This is a genomic window from Stenotrophomonas sp. 1278, assembly GCF_029892765.1.
GTDB lineage: Bacteria > Pseudomonadota > Gammaproteobacteria > Xanthomonadales > Xanthomonadaceae > Stenotrophomonas > Stenotrophomonas indicatrix.
In genome coordinates this window covers 1-21,411 of the sequence record NZ_JARXWD010000040.1, presented here as the reverse complement: position 1 = coordinate 21,411, position 21,411 = coordinate 1, and the positions used below count along the sequence as shown (strand labels likewise).

Sequence of the window (21,411 nt, the reverse complement as noted above, 5' to 3'; positions counted from 1 at the left end):
GTTGCCGGCCAGCGGCCGGCACTACCGTGTTGCCGCCACCAGCTCCCGTGCGATCGCACCCAGCCGTTCCACCGCAGCGATGAAGTGCGCGTCCAGGGTCTGGCAGCACGACAACCGCAGGCAATGCCGGTAGCGCGCGCCACGCGAATACACCTGGCCCGGCATGAACACGATGTCCTCTGCCAATGCGCGCTCGAACAGCTCCCGGGTGTCTACGCCAGGCAGCTCCAGCCACAGCAGGAATCCTCCCTGCGGCTCGGTGGCGCAGGTGCCGGCCGGGAAATGCTCGGCCACCAGTTGCCGCAGGCGACCGACCTGTTCGCGGTACAACCGGCGCATGCGATGCAGGTGGTGCTCGTAGCTGCCCGCTTCCAGGTAGGCCGCCACCGCATCACCGAGCAGCTGCGGTTCGCCGCCGGTGGACTGGAATTTGAGCAGCGCGATGCGTTCGGCGAAGCGGCCGCCATCGAGCCAGCCGATGCGGTAGTCCGGTGCCAGCGTCTTCGAGAATCCACCGACCACCATCACCCAACCGTCGCGGTCGAACGCCTTCAGCAACGGCGCCGGTGGCTCGCTGAACTGCAGTTCGGCATACACCGCGTCTTCGATCAGCGGCAGCTGGCGTGCGTTGACCAGCTCGGCCAGGCGCTGCTTGTCGGCGATCGGCATCGTGCAGCCCAGCGGGTTGTGCACGGTCGGCATCACCACCAGCGCCGCAAGAGGGGTGTGCTCCAGCAGCGCTTCCAGCGCATCCACGTCCAGGCCGCGCTGCGGATGGGTGGGCAGTTCGATCGGCTGCAGGCCCAGCGTGGTCAGCAGGGGATACAGGTTGAAGTACGAGGGTGCTTCGATGCCGACTGCATCGCCGGGTTGGGTGACCGCACGCAGTGCCAGTTGCAGTGCTTCCATCGCACCATGGGTCAGCAGCAGGCGTTCGGGGTGGGTATGCAGGCCCATCCGCGGGCCACGCCGCACGATCTGCGCCAGCAGGCGTGGCGAACCATTGGGACGGGCGTAGGTCTCCACGGTCTGCTGGCCATGGCGCAGTACCTGCGCGGTGTGCCGGGCCAGCTGCGCACCCGGGTAGAACTGGCGCCCACGCGGGCCGGCAAAGGCGAGGTCGATCACGCCGGGGCGCCGCTGCGCTTCCAGCACCCGCGCCATCAGCACCTGCTGCAGCGGGGCGGTGGGCGCCGACGGCGCATCGCGCAGCGAGCGCTGTGGAACCGACAGTCGCGGCGCGACTTCGAAGCCGGCCTTGGGCCGCGGAATGACCAGACCGGCGTCTTCCAGCTGACGGTAGGCCGCGATCACCGTGTTCAGGCTGAGCTGGCGCTGCGATGCCATCTGCCGCAGCGACGGCAGCCGGCTGCCGACCGGCAGGCGCCCGCCGTGGATGGCTTCAGCCAGCTCGTCCGACAGCCGCTGGTAGCGGGGAGGAATCATCGTGGTGGCGTCTTCTGTATCCATCGACCTGGCCCACATCTGGTTCTGTACCCATGATGCTGACGAGCCTAGCATGTCGTTGTCGGCCGGGCCTGATCGGGGCCGGGTCGATACTTCCCAAGCGCACGGCCCTGTGGCCGTGCGTCTTTTTCATGCCGTGGTGGTGGCCAGCGGCCGGCCCCACCATGGGGTGTCAGCGCATCGGCACCAACGCGGGATCGCGGCGGTACAACGCCGGGAACTGCTTGCCCAGCGCGGTCAGCTTGGGCGCGTCGTAGTAGCGGATGTACGCGGCCTGCGGGTAGTTGCTCATGTAGTTCTGGTGGTAACTCTCGGCCGGGTAGAAGCGCTGGCCGCTGCTCACCTGGGTCACGATCGGCGCGCGGTAGCTCCCCGCCTGGCCGAGCTGGCCGATGTACGCACGGCTTGCTGCCTGCTGGCGCGCGTCTTCGACGAAGATCGCCGAGCGGTACTGGCTGCCATGATCGGGCCCCTGGCGGTTGAGCTGGGTCGGGTCGTGCACCACCGAGAAAAACACCTGCATCAACTGTCCATAGCTGACCTGGCGTGGGTCGTAGTCCACCTTCACCGCTTCGGCGTGGCCGGTGCGGCCACCGCTGACGCGTTCATAGCGGGCGTCGGCGGCACTGCCTCCGATGTAACCGGACACCGCGTTGCTCACCCCTTTGACGTGCTGGAACACGCCCTGCACGCCCCAGAAACAACCGCCGGCGAAGACCACGCTGGCGTGGCTTGCGTCATCGCGGAACGCCGCATCACCGCTGGGCGCAGGCAGTGCCTGCAGCTGTGCGGTGGGCTCGGCCGGGGCGGCGATCGCGCTGTGGTCCACCAGCAGCACACCCGCGACCAGCGCGGTGGCGACCAGGCCGGCGACGCCGGCGGCAATGCCCTGTTCGAAGGAGAGTTTCATCGTGTGCTCCCGGTTCAACCGAAGGTGAAGGCGTAGGCCTGCACGCCTGCGTCGAGGAATTCGATCTCGAAACGATGCGGACCGATCGTGCCGCGCTGGCGGATCAGCTGGTACAGGCGGTGCTCGTTGACGGTGCCGGTGCCATCGGCGGCCACGTCGGCGCCGGCATCGGCCGCAGGCAGTGGCTTGCCATCGAGCAGCACGCGGAAGCGCACCGGCTTGCCGTCCTCGCCCGGTGCCAGCACCAGATGCAGGTCGCGGGCGTGGAACTGGAACGCGATGCGGCCGCCGGCCTGCTGCAGTTGTGCAGCCTCATCGTTGACCCGCCACTGTCCAGACAGGCCCCATTGGTTCAGCGCCAGGGTGGACGGCAGCGTGTAGCCGAATGCTGCGTCGGCGCGCTGCCCGCCCGGCGAGGCGAACTGCTCGGCACGTGCGTGGCCCAGGTAGGTTTCCGGCGAGCGCAGGTTGCCCATGTCGGCCTGCGTGGCCACGCCCTGCAGGTCAGCCGCGGCCGGATCAGCAGGCGGCGGCAGCTCGGTCTGCCCGGCTTCCACCAGCAGGCGGCGGATCACCTGTTCGGAGTGCGCGTAGTTGCCCTCGCCGAACTGATGCCCGCGGATGTTGCCCTGCGCATCGACGAAGTAGTGCGCCGGCCAGTAGCGGTTGTTGAACGCGCGCCAGATCGCATACTGGTTGTCGAGTGCGACCGGGTACTCGACCTTCAGCTGCTGCACGGCCTTCATCACGTTGCGCGGGTCGCGCTCGAACGCGAATTCCGGGGTGTGCACGCCGATCACAACCAGGCCATGGTCGCGGTAGCGCTGCGCCCATTCGTGCACGAACGGCATCGCACGCAGGCAGTTGATGCAGGAATAGGTCCAGAAGTCGATCAGCACGACCTTGCCATGCAGCTGCTCGCGGCTCAGCGGCGGGCTGTTGAGCCACCCGGTGGCGCCGTCCAGCGTGGGCAGCGTTCCTTCCACCGGCAGCGGCGCGCCTGCCTGGCCGGCTGCCATCATCATCATCGGTGGTGCTGCCGGCTGCGTGCCGGGCACGGCATCCAGCAGGCCCTGTTCGATGCGTGCGGTACTGACCGCGGACAGGCGGGTCAGCAGGCCGGTGTCCCAGCCCAGGCCGATCGCCACCACTGCCAGCAACGCTGCCACGCCGAGCACCCGGCGCACCACATTGCCCAGGCCGAGCCGGGCCTGCAGTGCGCGGAACACACGGCCGCCCACCCACACCGCCAGCGCCAGTGCGGTGACGGCGCCCAGCGCGTAGGCCAGCAACAGCGAACTGGTGCCGACACTGGCGCCGTTCAGGGCGGCACCGGTCAGCACCAGGCCGAGAATCGGACCGGCGCAGGGGGCCCACAGCAGGCCAGTGGCGATGCCGATCAGCAGCGAGGTCCAGGCGCCGCCACGGCCGGCCGCATCCGCGGCGTCGGCACGCGCGCTCAGGCGCGCACCGATGCGCTGGAACGGCGCCAGCAGGTGGTCGGCCAAGGTCGGCCACAGCAGCGCGATGGCGAACACCGCCATCAGTACCAGTGCCACCCAGCGGCCTACCTGGTTGGCCTGCGCCACCCACTGGCTGCCGACCGCGGCAAGGCTGGCGACCACGGTGAAGGTCAGTGCCATGCCCAGCAGCAGCGGCAGGGTGCTGCGCAGGAAAGGACGATCAGCGCGTGCGAACACGAACGGCAGCACCGGCAGGATGCACGGGCTGAGCAGGGTCAGCACGCCGCCGAGATAGGCAAGCAGCAACAGCAGCATCATCAGGCTCCAGAAGCAGGGGAAGAACCGACCGGCACGCGCCAGTCGCCGGCGGCGTCCTGTTGCGCAGTCCCGGGCATGAACGCCATCGCGGCGCCGTTCATGCAGTAGCGCAGTCCGGTCGGCCGCGGGCCGTCGTTGAACACGTGGCCGAGATGGCCGCCACAGCGGCGGCAATGTGCTTCCACCCGCAACATGCCGAAGGTGGTGTCACGGTCCTCGCCGATGGCGTTGTGCAGCGGCGCCCAGAAGCTGGGCCAGCCGGTGTGGCTTTCGAACTTGGTGGACGAAGAGAACAGCGGCAACGCACAGCCGGCACAGGCGAACGTGCCCTGCCGATGTTCCTTGTTCAGCGGGCTGCTCCAGGGGCGCTCGGTGGCCTGCTGGCGCAGCACGGCGTACTGCGCCGGGCTCAGCAGCCGGCGCCACTCGGCATCGCTGCGGACCACCTCGAACTGTCGCGCAGGCCGTGCCTCGGCAGCGGCCGGGGCCGCGCGGCTGCACGCGCCCAGGCCCAGCAGGCCGGCGGCGGTGACAGCACCGCCCAGGCCCAGCAGATGGCGGCGGGTGAGGGACATGGTGGACTCCGGGAAGGGGCGACGGGGCCATGCTGCGCCCCCTCCGGTCAACGAATCCTCACGCAGGATTCAATTTTTCGTGAGGTATCCACGCCGCTCCCGCGCCACAATGCGGGCAGCCTCCCCACTGGCCCGAAGCTGCCGATGTCCGCCAAACGTGTCCTGATCGTTGAAGACGATGCCCATATCGCCGACCTGCTGCGCATGCACCTGGGTGATGAGGGCTATGAAGTCGCACACGCCGCCAGCGGCGATGCCGGCCTGCGCCTGATCGAACAGGAAGGTCCGTGGGATGCACTGGTACTGGACGTGATGCTGCCGGGCGTGGACGGCCTGCAGGTCTGCCAGCGCGCACGCGCGATGGCGCGTTACGTGCCGATCATCATCATCAGCGCACGTGGCAGCGAAACCCAGCGCATCGTCGGCCTGGAACTGGGCGCGGACGACTACCTGGCCAAGCCGTTCTCGATGCCGGAACTGGTGGCGCGCGTGCGTGCGCTGCTGCGCCGCGCCGAAGCGATGGCACAGAACGCGCGCATCGATGCCGGGGCGATCGAACTCGGGGGGCTGCGGCTGGATCCGGTCGCCCGTACTGCCGCCGTCGATGGCAATGCACTGGAACTGACCCCGCGTGAGTTCGAACTGCTGCTGTTCTTCGCCCGCCACCCGGACCAGGTGTTTGCGCGGATGGAACTGCTCAACCAGGTCTGGGGCTACCAGCACGATGGTTACGAGCACACGGTCAACACCCACATCAACCGCCTGCGCAGCAAGATCGAGACCGACCCGGGCAACCCGCGGCGCCTGCTGACGGTGTGGGGGCGCGGTTACAAACTGGTCGACCCGGCCGGGGCGGCCACATGATCAAGCCGAACCTGTGGCAGAAACTGGCGCTGGTGATGTCGGCGCTGATGCTGACGTGCTGCATGGCGCTGCTGGCTTGGCAGATGCGCACCAATACCCGGCATGAGCAGGAAGTGGTGCAGCGCCTGTCGCTTGGGTTGGCCGAGCACATCGCCCAGCGCAGCGAGCTGATGGACACCAGCGGCATGCGCGATGCAGCGGTGCGCGCATTGTTCGGCCAGCTGATGGCGGTCAACCCCAGTGTCGAGGTGTACCTGCTGGATGAGCAGGGTCGCATCCTCGGCCACGATGCGCCCAGCGGTCACCTGGTGCGCAGCCGGGTGGACGTGGCACCGCTGCGACGCCTGCTGTCCGGTGCGCCGCTGCCGATCCTCGGTGACGATCCGCGCAGCACGGATGGTCGCAAGGTGTTCAGTGTCGCGCCGCTGGTGGTGCAGGGGCGGCAGGCGGGTTACGTGTACGTGGTGCTGGTGGGCGAACACCGGCAGATGCTGGCCGACGATCTGGCCGCCGGCAGCCAATGGCACACCACGCTCTGGTCGGTGCTGTTGATCGGCGGGCTGGGCCTGCTTGCCGGCCTGGTGGCCTTCTACTGGGTGACCCGGCCCCTGCGCCAGGTCACCCGGCGCATACAGGCCTTCGACATCGACGCTCCGACGCCACTGCCCGCGCCGGTACCGCTGCGCGCGGGCGAGCGCGATGAACTGAAGATCCTCGAACATGCCCATTCGCAGATGGCACAGCGGCTGGGCGAGCAGTGGCAGCAGCTTCGCCAGCAGGACCTGCAGCGCCGCGAACTGGTGGCCAACATCTCGCACGACCTGCGCACGCCGTTGTCCTCGCTGCACGGTTACCTGGAAACGCTGGCGCTGAAAGAAGCCACGCTGTCGCCGCAGGAGCGTCGTCGCTATCTCGGTATCGCGCTGGCGCAGAGCGCCAAGGTCGGCCGTCTGGCCCGGGCGTTGTTTGAACTGGCGCGGCTGGAGCACGGTGAAGTGCGGCTGGAGTGGGAAGTGTTCGCGCTGCCGGAACTGCTGCAGGACGTACTGCAGAAGTTCGAGCTGGCCGCGCAGGCACGTGGGCAGCGCCTGCACGCTGATTTCCCGCCGGGCCTGCCGCTGGTGCGCGCCGACCTGGGTCTTGTGGAGCGCGTGCTGACCAATCTGCTCGACAACGCGCTGCGGCATGCGCCGGACGGGGGCCGCGTGCAGGTGCAGCTGTCGGCGCTGCCCGACAGTGTGCAGGTGGCGGTACAGGACGATGGCCCCGGGGTGCCGCCGGCGCTGCGCGGGCAACTGTTCCAGGCGCCGGCGGCACTGGGCGCGCGGCGTGGCGAGAACGGCGGGCTCGGCCTGCTGATCGTGCAGCGCATCGTGCAGTTGCATGGCCGCCGTATCGAACTGCGCGACAGCGAACAGGGCGCGCTGTTCGTGTTCGCCTTGCCGCGTGCCGATGCCGAGGCGAACTAGACGATGTCTGCCGGTGGCGGAACACCGCTTTCCATCGGCAGCAGCAGCCGGATGCAGGCACCGCCGAGCACCGAATCGGCCACTTCCACGTGGCCGCGATGCTTGTCCGCCACCACCTGCACCAGCGCCAGGCCCAGCCCGAAGCCCGGGCTGGCCAGGTCCAGCCGCACGTAGGGCTGCAGCACCTGGCTGCGCAGTTCGACGGCGATACCGGGGCCGTCGTCCTCCACCTGCAGGCACAGCCATCCCTCGTTGAGCGTGCTGACGATGCGGATCTGCCGGCGCGCATAGCGCAGCGCGTTGCCCAGCAGGTTGCGCAGCGCCAGTTCCAGCATGTGCCGGTTGACGTTGACCAGCCCTGCCGGTGACAGGTCCTGCTGCACCGGTATCGTCAGTGGTGCGAACTGCTCGACCACACCGCGTACCAGCGCGGCCAGTTGCAGGCGCTGGCGGGTGACCTGATGGCAGCGGCCGAGCGCGGCGTACTCGACACCCGCATCGGTCAGGTGCTGCAACCGGTCGATGTCGATGCGCAGGCCGGACAGCGCATCGCGCTGGGCGTCGTCCAGTCCGGTGTCTTCCAGGTCGGCCAGGCCGAAGCGCATGCGTGCCAGCGGTGTGCGTACTTCGTGCGCCACCGCCTGGGCCAGCACGCGCTGGCTGTCCAGCAGCAGCTGCAGCTGTTCGGCCATGTGGTTGAACGCCTTAGCCAATGGCCGCACCAGCGCGGTACCGGCGCGTGGCGCCCGGCTGTCGAGCTGGCCATCGCGCATCCGTCGTGCGGTCTGCGCCAGCTGCGAGACATCGCGCCACAACCGGTAGACCATCACGTACATCGGCAATGCCACCGCCACCATCAGGATCAGCAGGATGATGGCCACGCCGGAGGCTTCGCTGTCCTGCCAGCCTTCTTCGGGCAGGGCCTGGTCCAGCGGCCCCAGGATCAGCGCACTGCTGCTGTTGCCGACGCGCTGCAGGCTGCGCATGCTGTCCAGCTCGATCTGCACGTGTCCGTTGAGCAAGCCCGTGCGCTGTTTCGCCGGCAGTATCGCGGCAGCTTCGGTCAGCGGCATCAGCTGCAGCGGATAGGCGAAATCGCTGTCCAACTGTTGTGCCAGGGCTGGCCACTGCGCCGGCGGCGTTTCGGCGAAGCGATGTTGCAGCATGGCGTGCGGGCCGCGCATTTCCGCCTGCAGGCTGGCCTCGGTGCGGTCTTCCAGCAGCGCATCCCAGGCCCACAGCCCGAGCACGATCAGCAGCAGATGGGCGGTGAGGAAACCGATGCCGTAGCGCAGGAAGTGGAAGGCATGGCCACGCATGGCCGACGACGGATGCTTCATCCCCATGCTGATCGGCTGAACAGGTAACCACGGCCGCGCACGGTCTTGATCCGCTCGGGCTGCTCCGGGTTGTCGCCGAGCTTGCGCCGCAGGCGCGAGATGCGTGCGTCGATCGACCGATCCAGGCCATCGAAGGCGATGCCGCGCAGGCCACGCAGCAGCGCATCGCGGTCGAGGATCTGGCCCGCGTTGCCGGCCAGCAGGAACAGCAGGTCGAACTCGGCGGTGGTCAGCTCCAGCAGGCGGCCCTGCAGGTGCACGTTGCGGGTGGACGGGTCGATGCTCAGTTCACCGAAACGCAGGGCGCCATCGCGTGGCTCGACCCGGCGGTGGCGGCGCAGGTGGGCGCGCAGCCGGGCCAGCAGCACCCGTGGTTCGATCGGCTTGCCGATGTAGTCGTCGGCGCCCAGCTCCAGCCCCAGCACCTGGTCGATGTTGTCGGTGCGGGCGCTCAGCACGCAGATGATCCCGTCATAGTGGGGCCGGATCTGCCGACACACTTCGAAACCATCCTGGCCCGGCAGACCGATGTCGAGCAGGACCAGCGCCGGCTTCTCGCTGAGGATCCGGGCGATCGCGCGCTGGCCGCAGCGTTCGTGGGCGACCTGGTAACCGTGGCGCTTCAGGTAGTCGCTGACCATCGTGCCCAGCCGAGCGTCGTCTTCAACCAGTACGATATCCAGCATCTACAAGGCCTCCGGGGTGCTTCCGTACCGCCGTGGCACGAGCGCGGCGATGCTATCCCAGCTGCCGGGCCGCTCGGGTCCAGGGAGCGGGCGCCATTCAGCCGGGGTTGCTGGCGCGCGGGCCGGGCCTCAGGCCGGGCAACGACTTGGCCGCACGGCAGCCATCGTGTTGTTACAAAACGTTACGCAAGCCGCGCCTGCGGTGACGGTCGCTGACAGCGCTACGACTGACGTGGCGCTCGGCGGGGCCGAGCATGGCAGCTCTCCCCATCCGCGTGCCGCCCTCATGCCGTCCGCCTCCTGCCCCGCGCTTTTCCTTGAATGCCCTTGCCATGGAGGCCAGCGATGAGCGGCGTGGTCGGGGCCTGGCTGCCGCCTGCCGACGATGAGCAGCTGCTGCAGCAGCTGGCGCCGATGCTGCGGGCGCTGCAGCAGCGCGGCCGCGGTCGCATCGGCTACTGGACCGATGCCGACGCAGGGCTGGCCCTCGGTCATTGCCGTGCGCCGACCGACATGCCGTTGCAGCCGCTCAGCTCCAGCTGCGGGCGCTACGTGCTGTGCCTGGATGGCCGCATCTACAACCGCGCGGCCCTGCAGTCGCAGCTGCGCGACCTGCCACGCAGCTGCACCGATGCACGCCTGTTGCTGCAGGCCGTCGTCGAGTGGGGCGTGCAGCGTGCGCTGTCGCGCATCGAAGGGGCATTTGCGTTCAGCGTCTGGGACCGCCACGCACATGAGCTCTGGCTGGCGCGCGACCCGGTCGGCGAACGGCCGTTGTATTACGGCTGGTACCAGGGCCAGTTCCTGTTCGCTTCGGAGTTGAAGGCGCTGCAGGCCTTTGCCGGATTCGCTCCCAGCATCGACCAGGATGCATTGAGCCTGCTGCTGCGCCATGACTATGTGCCGGCGCCGCACACCATCTATCGCGGCATCCACAAGCTGGTGGCCGGGGCGATGCTGCGCGTGGACCTCAACGATCATGCCGCCGGCGGATCAACGCAGGCCACGCAGGGCGGCCATCGCTACTGGTGCGCGCGCGATGCGATGCAATCCGCGCTGCAGCAGCCGTTGCAGCCGGCGCCCAGCCTGGAGCAGGCCACCGACCAGTTGGAGGTGGTGCTGCAGCAGGCGATCGCCACGCGCATGCATTCACCCGTGGCCTGCGGTGCATTCCTGTCCGGTGGCACCGATTCGTCGCTGGTGGTGGCGATGATGCAGGCGCAGTCGGCGTTGCCGGTGGAAGCATGGACGGTGGGTTTCGACGACCCCGGTCACGACGAGAGCGACTGGGCCTCGCAGGTGGCCCGGCACCTGGGCGTGCATCACCACCTGCACAGGATGGACAGCCGGCAGGGCCTGGAACTGCTGCAACGCTTGCCGCAGGTCTGGTGCGAACCGTTCGCCGATGCCTCGCAGCTGCCCACCCTGCTGGCCAGCGAGCTGCTCGGCGCGCGCAAGCCGGTGGCGCTGACCGGCGACGGCGGCGATGAGCTGTTCTTCGGCCACCCCAGCTATGGCCGCGCGCTGCGCAATGCGCGCCTGTGCGGTGGCCTGCCGGACTGGGTACGTGATCTTGCGCGGCGTGGCAGCAGCCGCTTGAACGTCGAGCGTGGTCGGCTTGGCGGTTGGCGCGCACTGGTGGCCGAGGTGGCCGCCAACGACGTGGAGGGGCATTACCTGCAGCGCGTCACCCGCTGGCGGCAGCCGACCCAGGTGGTACTGGGGGCGCGCGAGCCGGCGACGATCTTCCAGCAGCAGGACACCGCACTGCCGGCGGAAGCGCGCATCCAGCTGCTGGATTTCCGCATGGACCTGGCCGAGGGGATCCTTGCCAAGGTCGACCGTGCCGGCATGGCGGCCGGCGTGGAGACGCGCTCGCCGTTGCTGGACATGGAGGTCATACGCCTGGCCTGGCGCCTGCCGCAGCACTTGAAGTATCACGACGGCGAGCACAAGCGGATCCTCAAGCATCTGCTGGCGCGCTACCTGCCCGCGCCGCTGGTCTATCGCCCCAAGCGCGGTTTCGGCCCACCGATGGCACGCTGGCTGGCCGGCCCGCTGCGCGACTGGGCGGAAGCGTTGCTCGACCCGCAGCTGCTGCGCAACCAGGGGTGCTTCGATGCAGTACGCGTGCGCGCGATCTGGGAGGCGTTCCTGCGCGGCGAGCGCAAATGGCATACGCACCTGTGGAACGTGTTGATGTTCCAGGCGTGGTACCAGCACTGGCACGGCAATCGCGGGCGCTGAGCGTTCCTTGCGTGGCCGATCCATTCTGCGCGGCACATCTGCGCAGCGCAGGGCGGAGGCCCTTGCGTGCGAATGTCCTCCGGCGCCGGCCTGCGGCCACCGCCTCCCCCTTTACTTCGCACGCAAGGGCCTCCGCCCTGCGTGGGGAGATCTTCGGTGGCCTCAGGAAAGCAGCGATCTGCGCGACTGGTGCCGTAAGCCGAGCCTCGTCGGGGCAGGTAGGGGTCTGGGCAAAGTAAAGGAGGAGGTGACGGCCAATGGCCGGCGCCGGGGGACATTTGCCCAAACCTCTACCTGCCCCGGCGGGGCCCTCCAGCTCGCAGAGACCCGGACGAAGGAGCGCTCTGGAATCCAGGCGCCAGGCAAAAAAAGACCCGGCAGAGGGAGGGATCTGCCGGGTCCGGATTGCATGGGGGGAGGGACCCATGCAATGAGCGTGGGCGTCGCGCCAGTGGCTGTTGCCTGCCAGTCGCATCCGCCGTGCATTTGCATTGATGCAATGCAGCATACGCCGATCATGCGGCAATGCAACAAAAATCACGAAGGCGCCATCTCTGGCGCCTTGAGGCCTTTCAGATCAATGGGTTGATCAGGCGGCGGGGCCGCGGTAACGGCAGCCCGAGGTGCAGGTTTCGTGCACGGTGATCTCGCTCAATGCCGGCAGGGTGGGCTTGAGCTCGTTCCAGATCCACACGGCCAGGTTTTCGCTGGTCGGGTTCTCCAGGCCGGGGATGTCATTGAGGTAATGGTGGTCCAGGCGGTCGTAGATCGGCTGGAAAGCCGCCTTCACGTCACCGAAATCCATGATCCAGCCGGTCTGCGCGCCCGGCTCGCCCTCGACTTTCAGTTCCACCCGGAAGGAGTGGCCGTGCAGGCGCGCGCACTTGTGCCCCGGCGGCACGTTGGGGAGGCGGTGCGCCGCCTCGAGCATGAAGACTTTGAAGATTTCCATGGCGCGATTGTACGCCGCGGGCGGCCGATCAGCCCGGCTTTGCGTTGCCTTCCCGTGAAGAAATTCTTTCCATCCGGATGAAGAGATGATAGTTTCTCTTATATCCGTATGAAGAGATGTTATTGGCCGCGCCCCGGCCAGGCATGGATTAATGCGGAACTTACCTCGTCCTTCCACTACCTCCCCCACATCGTCATGCCCCAGCACACCCTGCTCGTGGCGGCCCTGGCCGTCGCTCTGGCCGCGCCTTTGTCTGCCGCCGCCGAAATCACCGCCGACGCCAGTGGCGAAGCCAGCACCCTGGCTGCCGTGCGCGTCACCGGTTCCAACATCAAACGCGCCGATACCGAAGCCTCCAACCCGGTGCAGGTGATCGGCCGCCAGCAGCTGGAACAGACCGGCAAGGCCACCGTGGCCGATGTGCTGCGTTCGATCTCGGCCAACACCGGCAACGCCAGCAACGAGACCACCAACAACGGTTGGGCCTCGGGCTCGGCCGGCATCGGCCTGCGCGGTCTTTCGCAGAAGAACACGCTGGTGCTGCTCAACGGCCGCCGCCTTGCCAACTACGGCTTCCCGGCCGGCGGCCTGTCGGACACCTTCGTCGATCTCAACGCGCTGCCGCTGGTGGCCGTCGAACGCATCGAAGTGCTCAAGGACGGTGCATCGGCGGTGTACGGCAGCGATGCGGTGGCCGGCGTGGTCAACATCATCACCCGGCAGAACTTCGAAGGCGCCGAGATCGGCGGCAGCTTCGGCGGCGCCGACCAGGGGGGCCTGCACGAGCAGAACCTGAAGTTCGTCGGTGGCCTGGGCGACATCGACAAGGACGGCTACAACATCCTTTTCAGCCTGCAGGGCTACAACCGCGAGCGACTGGACCAGGATGAGCGCAACCTGACCAAGAGCGGCATCTACAGCGACCAGCCCGGCGGCCGCTGGAACGGCTGGTCGGCCAAGGGTGCACGCTATCTGGTCAATGGCACCTCCGTGCCGATGCTCGATGCCAACGGCAACTGCCCCACCGGCACCACCCGCGTGGCCAGCGCGCCGATCGACGGCCTGGCCGGTGATACCTGCGGCTTCAACCAGGCCCCGTACACCACCCTGATTCCCTCCACCAAGCGCTACCAGGCCTACGCCAACGGCACGTTCCGCCTCGGCGACAACGTCGAAGCGTTCGGCGAAGTGCTGTACAGCCAGATCAAGAGTGCTGCCTGGTTCGGCAGCAGCCCGTTCTTCACCCTGGAAAGCGGTCGCTTCGCACTGAACGCGCAGACCGGCCTGGCCGAGCCGGTGTCGTCCAACCTGCCGGCCAGCAACCCGTACAACCCGTACGGCCGCGCGATCCCCATCGAATACACCTTCTTCGACCTCGGCGGCACCATCAAGACCAACCGGTCCACCGCCTATCGCGGTGTGTTCGGGCTGCGTGGCAACACCGAGAAGTGGGACTGGGAAGTGGCCGCGTTCGGCGCGCGCAGCAGCGAGCGCGAAACCGTCTCCGGCGGCTTCGCCAACCGCTGGGCACTGGCCAATGCACTGGCCACCGGCAGCTACAACCTGCTGAACCCGGCCGCGACGCCGCAGTCGGTGCGCGATTCGATCAACATCGCCACCCTGCGTCCGGCCGAGTCGGTGCTGCAGGGCATCGATGCGAAGATCTCCGGCAGTCTCGGCCACACCTGGGCCGGCGACATCGGTTTCGCCGCCGGTGCCGAATGGCGCCGCGAAAAGCTTGATTCGAACAACCCGTGGCAGATCGATGCCGGCCTGCAGGTGCGCCCGGCAATCGCCGAAGTGCATGGCGAGCGCAAGGTCAGCGCCGCCTACGCCGAGGTCAACGTGCCGCTGGCCTCGACCCTGGAACTGTCCGCCGCCGCCCGCGCCGATCATTACGACGATTTCGGCGACGCGTTCTCGCCCAAGCTCGGCCTGCGCTGGCAGCCGCTGGATTTCCTGCTGGTGCGTGCCTCCGCGTCGAAGGGCTTCCGTGCACCGTCGCTGTCGGAGAACTCCAACAGCACCAGCATCGCCTACGGCAGCGTGGTCGATCCGCGTGATCCGGACGTGCCGGGCTCGCGGCAGAACCCGACCTTCTTCACCGTCGGCAACAGCGACCTGAAGCCGGAGCGCACCAAGAGCGTGAACTTCGGCGTGGTGCTGTCGCCATGGGCGAACACCAACCTGAGCATCGACTATTACCGTATCCAGCTGGACAACCTGGTCGGTACCAACAACACCCAGACCCTGGTCAACGACAACGTCGCCGGTGCCGTGCAGCGCGATGAGCGCGGCAAGCTGCAGGCGGTCTACAACCGTTACCAGAACCTGAGCGAGCTGAAGACCTCGGGCATCGACGTCGAGCTGCGCCAGCGCATCCCGACCACCGCCTTCGGTGACTTCACCGTGACCTCGGCCTACACCCACGTACGCGACTACCGGCGCCCGACCGTGGTCGGTGGCCCGCTGGTGGACTATGCCGGCAGCAATCTCGGCGCCACCCTGCCGAAGAACAAGGCCACCACCACCCTGGACTGGAAGTACAGCGACTACACCGCCGCGGTGACCTGGTACTACACCAGTGGCTACGACCAGAAGGCCAGCACCGCTGCAGCTGCGGTGCAGAGCCGCGTCGACGCCTACAACCAGTTCGATCTCTACCTGGGCTACACCGGCATCGAGAACCTGACCGTGTACGCCAAGGTGCAGAACCTGGGTGACAAGACGCCGCCGTACGATGCCTCGTTCCCGGGCATCCGCGCGCCGTACGACTTCAGCCAGTACGACCTGCGTGGCCGCTACTTCACGCTGGGCTTCGACTACCGCTTCTGATCCACCCGCCGCGGCCGGCCACCCTGTGTGGCCGGCCGTGTTGCCATGTTCCAGGGGAGTCACCGTGTCCTTCCACCGCCGTGCCGTTTTCCCGTTGTTGTTCGCCGTCGCCACCGCCGTATCGTTGCCGCCGGCGGTACATGCGCAGAGCGGCTATTTCTTCCCGCAGACCACCGATGCCGCGGCATTCGATACCGCCATTCCCACGCCGGAGCAGTTCCTCGGCTATCCGATCGGCAGCCGCTACACCCGCCATGACCAGCTGGTGGCTTACTTCCAGGAGCTGGCCAAGCACTCGGACAAGATCAGCGTGCGCGAGATCGGCCGCAGCTATGAGGGCCGACCGCTGCTGATCGCCACGGTCACTGCTGCAGGCAACCACGCGCGGCTGGAACAGATCCGCCAGCAGCACGCGACCCTGGCCGATCCGGCGCAGCCGCGCAGCGCTGCCGGTGACAGCCCGGTGGTGGTGTGGCTGGGCTACAGCGTGCACGGCAACGAGACCTCCAGCGGCGAAGCGGCGATGCTGACCGCCTACTACCTGGTGGCCAACCGCAGCGCGGAAACGCAGCGGTGGCTGCAGCAGGCAGTGGTGCTGTTCGACCCGGCGCAGAATCCCGACGGCCGCGATCGCGCCGCCAACTGGCACAACGCCTGGGCGTCCGATCCGGCCTCGGCCGATCCGGCCGACAAGGAACACGTCGAACCGTTCCCGCAGGGCCGTACCAACCACTACTTCACCGATCTCAACCGCGATTGGCTGGCACTGACACAGCAGGATTCGCGGCCGAAGGTGGCGCAGTTCCACCAGTGGTACCCGAACGTGCAGATCGACTTCCACGAAATGGGCAAGGACAGCACGTACTACTTCGAGCCATCGCCGAAGAGCATGCATAGTCCGTTGATCCCGGCAGCATCGTACGAGTTCAACAAGACCCTGGCCAAGTACCACGCCCAGGCGCTCGATGCGCTGGGTTCGCTGTACTACACCGGTGAGAACTTCGACAATTTCTCGCCCGTGTACGGCTCGACCTATCCGGATTTCCACGGCGCGGTCGGCGTCACGGTGGAGCAGGCCAGTTCGCGCGGTCGCGTGCAGGAATCGGTGAATGGCCTGCTGACGTTCCCGTTCACCATCCGCAACCAGGTTGCCACCGGGTTGGGTACGGTGCGCGGTGCGGTGACCGAGCGCAGCGCGCTGTTCGATCTGCAGAAGAGTTTCTTCCAGAGCGCGCTGAAGCAGGCCGCACAACAGCCGGTGAAGAGCTTCGTGTTCGGCGACGCGCATGATCCGGCATTGACCCGACGCCTGCTGGAACTGCTGTTGCTGCACAGGATTGAAGTGCATGCACTGGACCGCGCTGTCAGCGTAGATGGCCAGCGTTTCGAAGCGGGCAGCGCCTACGTGGTGCCGGTGCAGCAGGCGCAGTTCCGCCTGGTCCATTCGATCTTCGCCGAGACCCCGCCGATCAAGGGCGACGTGTTCTACGGCAGCACCAGCTACGCGATCGCCCCGGCCTACGGCGTGGCTTTTGCCGGCAGCCGCAGCCGCATCGATGGCGGCGCCCGCGTGGTCGAGGTTCCCGCAGTGCAGGGCGGGCTGACCGGCGGTGAAGCGGGCTTCGCCTACGTGATCGACTGGCGCGACTACAACGCGGGCCGCGCACTGGCCGCCCTGCAGGCCAAGGGCTTGTCCACGCGTGCCACCTTCCAGCCGTTCACCGCGGCCACCGCACAAGGTGAGGTGGCCTTTGCCGGGGGCAGCATCGTGGTACCGGTGTCCGGGCAGCCGCTGCAGGGTGCGGCGTTGCAGGAGGCGGTCGCCGCCGCCGCGCGGGCCGCCGGTGTGCAGGTGCATGCGCTGGCCAGCGGTCGCAGCCGCGATGGCATCGACCTTGGCAGTGACGGCGTCAAGGCACTGCGCAAGCCCGCCGTCGCGCTGGTGATGGGCGAGGGCGTGGCAGCCACCGAAATCGGTTCGGCCTGGTTCCTGCTCGACCAGCAGCTGCGCCTGCCGGCCAGCAAGCTGGACCCGCAGCAGTTGGGCAAGGTACCGCTGGACCGCTACACCACGATCGTGCTGTCCGGCGGCACCTATGCCGGCATCGACGCGGGCGCGGTAGCGGCATTGAAGCGCTGGATCCAGGCCGGTGGGTCACTGGTCACCTATGGCAGCGCGTCGAAGTGGGCGATCGAACAGAAACTTGCCGACGGCGAGAAGCTGGGCAAGGACGAGGAAGCAACAGACACCGCGCGCCGCGCCTTCGGTGACCAGCGCGATATCGCCGCGATCGAGCGTGTCAGCGGCAACATCCTCAGCGCCGACGTCGACCCCAGTCATCCTTTGGCGTTCGGCGTGCCGCGCCGGCAACTGGCGATCAACAAGGAGAACACGGTCATCCTGCAGCCGAGCACGAACGGGTTTTCCACGGTGGTGCGGATCGACGACACACCGCGGGTGAACGGGTATCTGTCCGAGCGCAACCGCAGTCGCGTAGCGGGCAGCGCGTGGCTGCTGGTGTCAGCGCAGGGGCAGGGCAACGTGATCCTGTTTGCTGATGATCCGGCGCATCGCAAGTACTGGCATGGCACTGATCGGATGCTGATCAACGCGATCTTCTTCGGGAATCTGGTGAATCCGGCGAAAGCGCGGGGTTGAGGCGTTGCGCGCCGAGCTGACTCCGGAATTGGGAGCACGAATGGTTGCGCAGGACTGCGCACGCGAGCAAGGCGCCTACGCGCCTGCATGGATGTATTTGCAGCGTGCTTTGTACCGCCGCCGCCGCTCACCAACGGCTATGCACAACCATCCGCAAGCGCTGGAACCCACACGGTGGCCAACATCAAAAAGGGGACGACGCCTCGGCGTCGTCCCCGGTAAAACCCCTTGCGCAGCAGGAAAAGCCGCTAGAAGCTGGCGCGTACGCCGGCCCTGTACTCGGATGTGTCCTTGTCGAACTGGCCTTCCAGTACAACGCCCCAGGTATCGGTGATGTTCAACTGCCCACCCACCACGCCATACCAGCGGGCGTCCTGTCCGTCGCCGCCATTGGCGTAGCCGCCTTTGAGCCAGCCTTCGAGGTTGCCGGTCAACCTGCCGCGCACACCCACCATGCCCAGCACCTCATTGAACCGGGACGTCTGGCGGAACCTCTGATCGCCGACGCCATAGTCCGACTTCGCTGAACGGTGGTTCCAGGCGAACTCGCTTGTGAAGTCCACGCCGTCGCTGATCGGCGCGTGATATCCCAGGCCCAGGTACGGAACGTCGAGGGTGGTCTTCACCCGCGTAGCGCCTGCAGTGTCGCTTCCGCTGAGGTGTGACGCGCCGACGATCACATGGAACTGCGGTGTGACCGCGAACGAACCCCGCACATAGCCACCATCCATGGTGAAGTCACCTGCGCTGCCGGCATCCAGCTGCAGCCGGTTCCAGCCGCCCTCCACGTAGGTGTAGCTGAGCTCGTCGCTGGCCGACGCCAGCAGGGGCGTTGCAAGCAACAGGCTGGTTGCCAGAAGCATATTGCGCATCGTTCAAGTCCTTGTGGTGCGAGGGTGCGGAGCAACGCCGGCCCGTGCCACAGCACGGGGCCGTGCAGGGGCCTGGAGGTCGCGGCATTCGATCAGAAGCTTGCGCGAACGCCGACGCGGTACTCGGCGAAGTCATCGTAGAACTGGCCTTCGGCAACCACCCCCCAGGTGCGGTTGAAGCTGACCTGGCCACCGATGGTGCCCGTCCAGGTGCCGTCAAAGTGGTTGTTGCCGTCGATGTAGCCCGCTTTGAGCCACGCTTCGGTCTTTGCCGACGGCTTGCCGCGCAGGCCGAAGTTACCCACGGCGGTGTTGACCGAGGTCTTGCTGGTGTAGCTCGCGCCGTCAGAGTGGACCTCACTTTTGCCCGAGCGTCGGTTCCACGCCAGGTCTGCGGTGAAGTCCAGCCGGTCGCTTATCGGCATGTGGTAGCCGATGCCCAGATGGGGCTGGTCGAGTGTGGTCTTCACGCTGGAATAGGCGTAGCGGCTGGTGTCGGTCACGCGGGACCAGCCACCGAACACGTTGACCTGTTCGGCAATGGCGAACGAGCCACGAACATAGCCGCCATCGGCCTTTGGATCCTTGAGGGCGCTGGAGCTCATCTGCAGCTGGTTCCAGCCACCTTCCACGTAGGTGTAGCTCATGCCGTCGCCTGCGATGGCCGTCAGCGGAGCGCCGAGCAGCAACGTGGAGACCAGGAAAATCTTGCGCATCATGCGTGTCCTTTTGGTGTAGCGGTCCAGGCCGGGGCGTGCATGGACGCGGACCGGCTGCGACGTCATGTCGCCGCCCGAGTCTAGCCAAATTTCACGCGGCGAGAACGTTGCGCTGCGGCGCGGGAGTGGTGGGTATCGAGCCATTCAGGAAGCGCGATGCACACGGAGCTCAAAAAAAAGGGACGCAGCTTTCGCCGCGTCCCGCTGTGCATTGCAGGGCTCCGGCAATCAGCCGACGCGACCGCCACCGCCACCCTGGCCGCGGCCACGACCGCCACCAGTATTGGCACCGCCACCGCGACGCTGGCCCTGACCGGCACCTGCGCCTGCGCGCTGCTGGCCGTTGCCGGCGCCCTCGCGGCGGCCACCGCCGGCCTTCTTCGGGCCTGCATGGGCATGACGCGGCGCATCGCCGTGCGGACGGCGCGCGTGGGTCTTGCGCGGCACGCGCTCGCCGGTATCGGCCTCGGCCTTGCCCGGAGCACTGTTGCCCCAGCGGATCGGCGTCTGCAGCTCGAAGCCCGGCACATCGCGGATGTCCATGTCACGGCCGAGCAGGCGCACGATCGCGCGCAGCAGCTTCACTTCATCCTGCGCCACCAGCGAAATCGCTTCACCGGTCGCACCGTTGCGGCCGGTACGGCCAATACGGTGCACGTAGTCTTCGGCCACCATCGGCAGATCGAAGTTGATCACCTTCGGCAGCTCGTTGATGTCGATGCCGCGCGCGGCGATATCGGTGGCCACCAGCACGGTGACACGGCCAGCCTTGAAGTCGCCGAGCGCACGCAGGCGCTGGCCCTGGCTCTTGTTGCCGTGGATCGCCGCGGTCTTGATGCCGGACTTTTCCAGGAACGCGGCCAGCTTGTCGCTGCCGTGCTTGGTGCGGGCAAACACCAGGGTCTGCTCGCGGCTGTCCTGCGCCAGCAGGTGCAGCAGCAGGTCGCGCTTGCGGCTGCCATCGACCGGATGCACCTTGTGGGTGATGGTCTCGGCGACGGTGTTCTTCGGCGTGACCTGGATCTGTTCCGGGTTGCGCATGAATTCCAGCGCCAACTGGCGGATGTTGTCCTCGAAGGTGGCCGAGAACAGCAGGGTCTGGCGGTTCTGCTTGGGCAGCTTGGCCAGGATGCGCTTGATCGAGGGCAGGAAGCCCATGTCCAGCATGCGGTCGGCTTCGTCCAGCACCAGCAGTTCAATGCCGGACAGGTCGATGCTGCGACGCTCCAGGTGGTCGATCAGGCGGCCCGGGCAGGCCACCAGCAGGTCCACGCCACGACGCAGGATGTCCAGCTGGTTGCCCATGCCGACACCGCCGTAGATGCAGGCGCTGGGGATGCGCAGGTACTTGCTGTAACCGCGCAGGCTGTCATGCACCTGGGTGGCCAGTTCGCGGGTCGGTGCCAGGATCAGCGCGCGCGGCTTGCGCGGGCCGGTGCGCACTTCCTGCGAAGCGGTGCCCAGGTGCTGCAGCAGCGGCAGGCCGAACGCGGCGGTCTTGCCGGTACCGGTCTGTGCGCCGGCCAGCAGGTCGCGACCGGCCAGCACCAGCGGGATCGCCTGCTGCTGGATCGGGGTCGGGGTTTCGTAGCCCTGCTCGGCGAGCGCACGCAGCAGGAAGGGCGCAAGGCCCAGGGATTCAAAAGACATCGAGATTGCTCCAAGTACAGTTAACGCCTGTCCGAACGGACAGACGGGGGCAGATCAAACTGATCGGCTGACTCGGAGCGTTCCCGTGAACCGCGCTGCGAGAATTGGGTGCAGCCAACGCGAAGCGCAGGCTGGAATGCGTGACGAACGGCGTCGGAGTGGGGGCGGGCGATGGGGCGAACCCCGGTCGCCGGCGATCCCGGAGGGAAACGGACGGCCGCTGCAGACCCGCATAGTCTAACGGAAGGATGAGACCTGACGCAAAACAGGCTGTTCAGGTTGGGGGTTCGGCAGGGCTGCGCCCTGCACCCGCCGAATCAACGTCAACGTCAAAAGCGGGGTATCGGTGGGATGGCGGGGTGGGTCCGGTTGCGGGGGACGCCGT

Annotated in this window: 15 protein-coding genes; 5 read left to right on the top strand and 10 right to left on the bottom strand. The window is 67.4% G+C overall.

The window, feature by feature from the left end; translation table 11 throughout:
• Positions 1–21: 21 nt before the first annotated feature.
• The 4 genes from M2299_RS20120 to msrB all read right to left on the bottom strand — a co-directional run bounded on the left by M2299_RS20120 (position 22) and on the right by msrB (position 4,733).
• Positions 22–1,470 (bottom strand): PLP-dependent aminotransferase family protein, encoded by a 1,449-nt coding sequence (locus tag M2299_RS20120; protein WP_280884893.1) that lies wholly within the window; start codon positions 1,468–1,470, stop codon positions 22–24.
• A 169-nt stretch (positions 1,471–1,639) separates the two neighbouring features.
• Complete coding sequence (msrA, locus tag M2299_RS20115) at positions 1,640–2,377, bottom strand: peptide-methionine (S)-S-oxide reductase MsrA (RefSeq protein WP_059065885.1); 738 nt, start codon at positions 2,375–2,377, stop codon at positions 1,640–1,642.
• 14 nt (positions 2,378–2,391) lie between these two features.
• On the bottom strand, positions 2,392–4,155 hold the full coding sequence (locus tag M2299_RS20110) for a cytochrome c biogenesis protein DipZ (protein ID WP_025878434.1): 1,764 nt from the start codon (positions 4,153–4,155) through the stop codon (positions 2,392–2,394).
• Between the two features lie 2 nt (positions 4,156–4,157).
• Positions 4,158–4,733 (bottom strand): peptide-methionine (R)-S-oxide reductase MsrB, encoded by a 576-nt coding sequence (gene msrB, locus M2299_RS20105; RefSeq protein ID WP_099782705.1) that lies wholly within the window; start codon positions 4,731–4,733, stop codon positions 4,158–4,160.
• A gap of 144 nt (positions 4,734–4,877) precedes the next feature.
• On the opposite strand from msrB, the gene M2299_RS20100 reads away from it, so the two are divergent.
• Both M2299_RS20100 and M2299_RS20095 read left to right on the top strand, forming a co-directional pair.
• Positions 4,878–5,597 (top strand): response regulator transcription factor, encoded by a 720-nt coding sequence (locus tag M2299_RS20100; RefSeq protein WP_032976390.1) that lies wholly within the window; start codon positions 4,878–4,880, stop codon positions 5,595–5,597.
• A complete protein-coding gene (locus M2299_RS20095; RefSeq protein ID WP_180831591.1) occupies positions 5,594–7,066 on the top strand; it encodes a HAMP domain-containing sensor histidine kinase in 1,473 nt (490 codons plus the stop codon). Before M2299_RS20100 ends, M2299_RS20095 begins: the two co-directional genes overlap by 4 nt.
• Here the strand turns inward: M2299_RS20095 and M2299_RS20090 are convergent.
• Positions 7,063–8,406 carry an ATP-binding protein gene (locus M2299_RS20090; RefSeq protein WP_099782709.1) on the bottom strand — a complete coding sequence of 448 codons (1,344 nt, stop codon included), beginning with the start codon at positions 8,404–8,406 and terminating at the stop codon, positions 7,063–7,065. The two genes, M2299_RS20095 and M2299_RS20090, sit on opposite strands and share 4 nt — an antisense overlap.
• Positions 8,403–9,092: a winged helix-turn-helix domain-containing protein gene (locus M2299_RS20085; RefSeq protein ID WP_025878439.1), complete on the bottom strand. Its 690-nt coding sequence runs from the start codon at positions 9,090–9,092 to the stop codon at positions 8,403–8,405. The genes M2299_RS20090 and M2299_RS20085 overlap by 4 nt, the downstream gene beginning before the upstream one ends.
• Positions 9,093–9,437: 345 nt before the next feature.
• Here M2299_RS20085 and asnB point away from each other — a divergent pair, with 345 nt between their 5' ends.
• Entirely contained in the window at positions 9,438–11,339 is a 1,902-nt protein-coding gene (gene asnB, locus M2299_RS20080; RefSeq protein WP_099782711.1) for an asparagine synthase (glutamine-hydrolyzing), read from the top strand.
• Between the two features lie 589 nt (positions 11,340–11,928).
• Here the strand turns inward: asnB and queD are convergent.
• Positions 11,929–12,291, bottom strand: coding sequence for a 6-carboxytetrahydropterin synthase QueD (gene queD / locus M2299_RS20075; protein ID WP_025878441.1), 363 nt, complete (start codon positions 12,289–12,291; stop codon positions 11,929–11,931).
• Positions 12,292–12,486: 195 nt separating this feature from the next.
• Here queD and M2299_RS20070 point away from each other — a divergent pair, with 195 nt between their 5' ends.
• Complete coding sequence (locus M2299_RS20070) at positions 12,487–15,126, top strand: TonB-dependent receptor (RefSeq protein ID WP_280884892.1); 2,640 nt, start codon at positions 12,487–12,489, stop codon at positions 15,124–15,126.
• Positions 15,127–15,190: 64 nt separating this feature from the next.
• Positions 15,191–17,785, top strand: a complete 2,595-nt coding sequence (locus M2299_RS20065; RefSeq protein WP_280884891.1) for a M14 family zinc carboxypeptidase — start codon at positions 15,191–15,193, stop codon at positions 17,783–17,785.
• Positions 17,786–18,033: 248 nt separating this feature from the next.
• On the opposite strand, the gene M2299_RS20060 is transcribed toward M2299_RS20065, so the two are convergent.
• The 3 genes from M2299_RS20060 to M2299_RS20050 all read right to left on the bottom strand — a co-directional run bounded on the left by M2299_RS20060 (position 18,034) and on the right by M2299_RS20050 (position 21,026).
• Complete coding sequence (locus M2299_RS20060; protein WP_280884890.1) at positions 18,034–18,657, bottom strand: hypothetical protein; 624 nt, start codon at positions 18,655–18,657, stop codon at positions 18,034–18,036.
• A gap of 92 nt (positions 18,658–18,749) precedes the next feature.
• Complete coding sequence (locus tag M2299_RS20055; RefSeq protein ID WP_059065899.1) at positions 18,750–19,373, bottom strand: hypothetical protein; 624 nt, start codon at positions 19,371–19,373, stop codon at positions 18,750–18,752.
• A 231-nt stretch (positions 19,374–19,604) separates the two neighbouring features.
• Positions 19,605–21,026, bottom strand: coding sequence for a DEAD/DEAH box helicase (locus M2299_RS20050; protein ID WP_280884889.1), 1,422 nt, complete (start codon positions 21,024–21,026; stop codon positions 19,605–19,607).
• Between the last annotated feature and the right edge of the window lie 385 nt (positions 21,027–21,411).

What these genes read in the sequence shown, in the direction of transcription:
- M2299_RS20095 (WP_180831591.1), top strand. Translation starts at nt 5,594, where the DNA reads ATGATCAAGCCGAACCTGTGGCAGAAACTGGCGCTGGTGATGTCGGCG.
- M2299_RS20055 (WP_059065899.1), bottom strand. Translation starts at nt 19,373, where the DNA reads ATGCGCAAGATTTTCCTGGTCTCCACGTTGCTGCTCGGCGCTCCGCTG.
- M2299_RS20120 (WP_280884893.1), bottom strand. Translation starts at nt 1,470, where the DNA reads ATGGATACAGAAGACGCCACCACGATGATTCCTCCCCGCTACCAGCGG.
- M2299_RS20110 (WP_025878434.1), bottom strand. Translation starts at nt 4,155, where the DNA reads ATGCTGCTGTTGCTGCTTGCCTATCTCGGCGGCGTGCTGACCCTGCTC.
- M2299_RS20070 (WP_280884892.1), top strand. Translation starts at nt 12,487, where the DNA reads ATGCCCCAGCACACCCTGCTCGTGGCGGCCCTGGCCGTCGCTCTGGCC.
- M2299_RS20100 (WP_032976390.1), top strand. Translation starts at nt 4,878, where the DNA reads ATGTCCGCCAAACGTGTCCTGATCGTTGAAGACGATGCCCATATCGCC.
- M2299_RS20060 (WP_280884890.1), bottom strand. Translation starts at nt 18,657, where the DNA reads ATGCGCAATATGCTTCTGGCAACCAGCCTGTTGCTTGCAACGCCCCTG.
- msrB (WP_099782705.1), bottom strand. Translation starts at nt 4,733, where the DNA reads ATGTCCCTCACCCGCCGCCATCTGCTGGGCCTGGGCGGTGCTGTCACC.
- queD (WP_025878441.1), bottom strand. Translation starts at nt 12,291, where the DNA reads ATGGAAATCTTCAAAGTCTTCATGCTCGAGGCGGCGCACCGCCTCCCC.
- M2299_RS20050 (WP_280884889.1), bottom strand. Translation starts at nt 21,026, where the DNA reads ATGTCTTTTGAATCCCTGGGCCTTGCGCCCTTCCTGCTGCGTGCGCTC.
- msrA (WP_059065885.1), bottom strand. Translation starts at nt 2,377, where the DNA reads ATGAAACTCTCCTTCGAACAGGGCATTGCCGCCGGCGTCGCCGGCCTG.
- asnB (WP_099782711.1), top strand. Translation starts at nt 9,438, where the DNA reads ATGAGCGGCGTGGTCGGGGCCTGGCTGCCGCCTGCCGACGATGAGCAG.
- M2299_RS20085 (WP_025878439.1), bottom strand. Translation starts at nt 9,092, where the DNA reads ATGCTGGATATCGTACTGGTTGAAGACGACGCTCGGCTGGGCACGATG.
- M2299_RS20090 (WP_099782709.1), bottom strand. Translation starts at nt 8,406, where the DNA reads ATGAAGCATCCGTCGTCGGCCATGCGTGGCCATGCCTTCCACTTCCTG.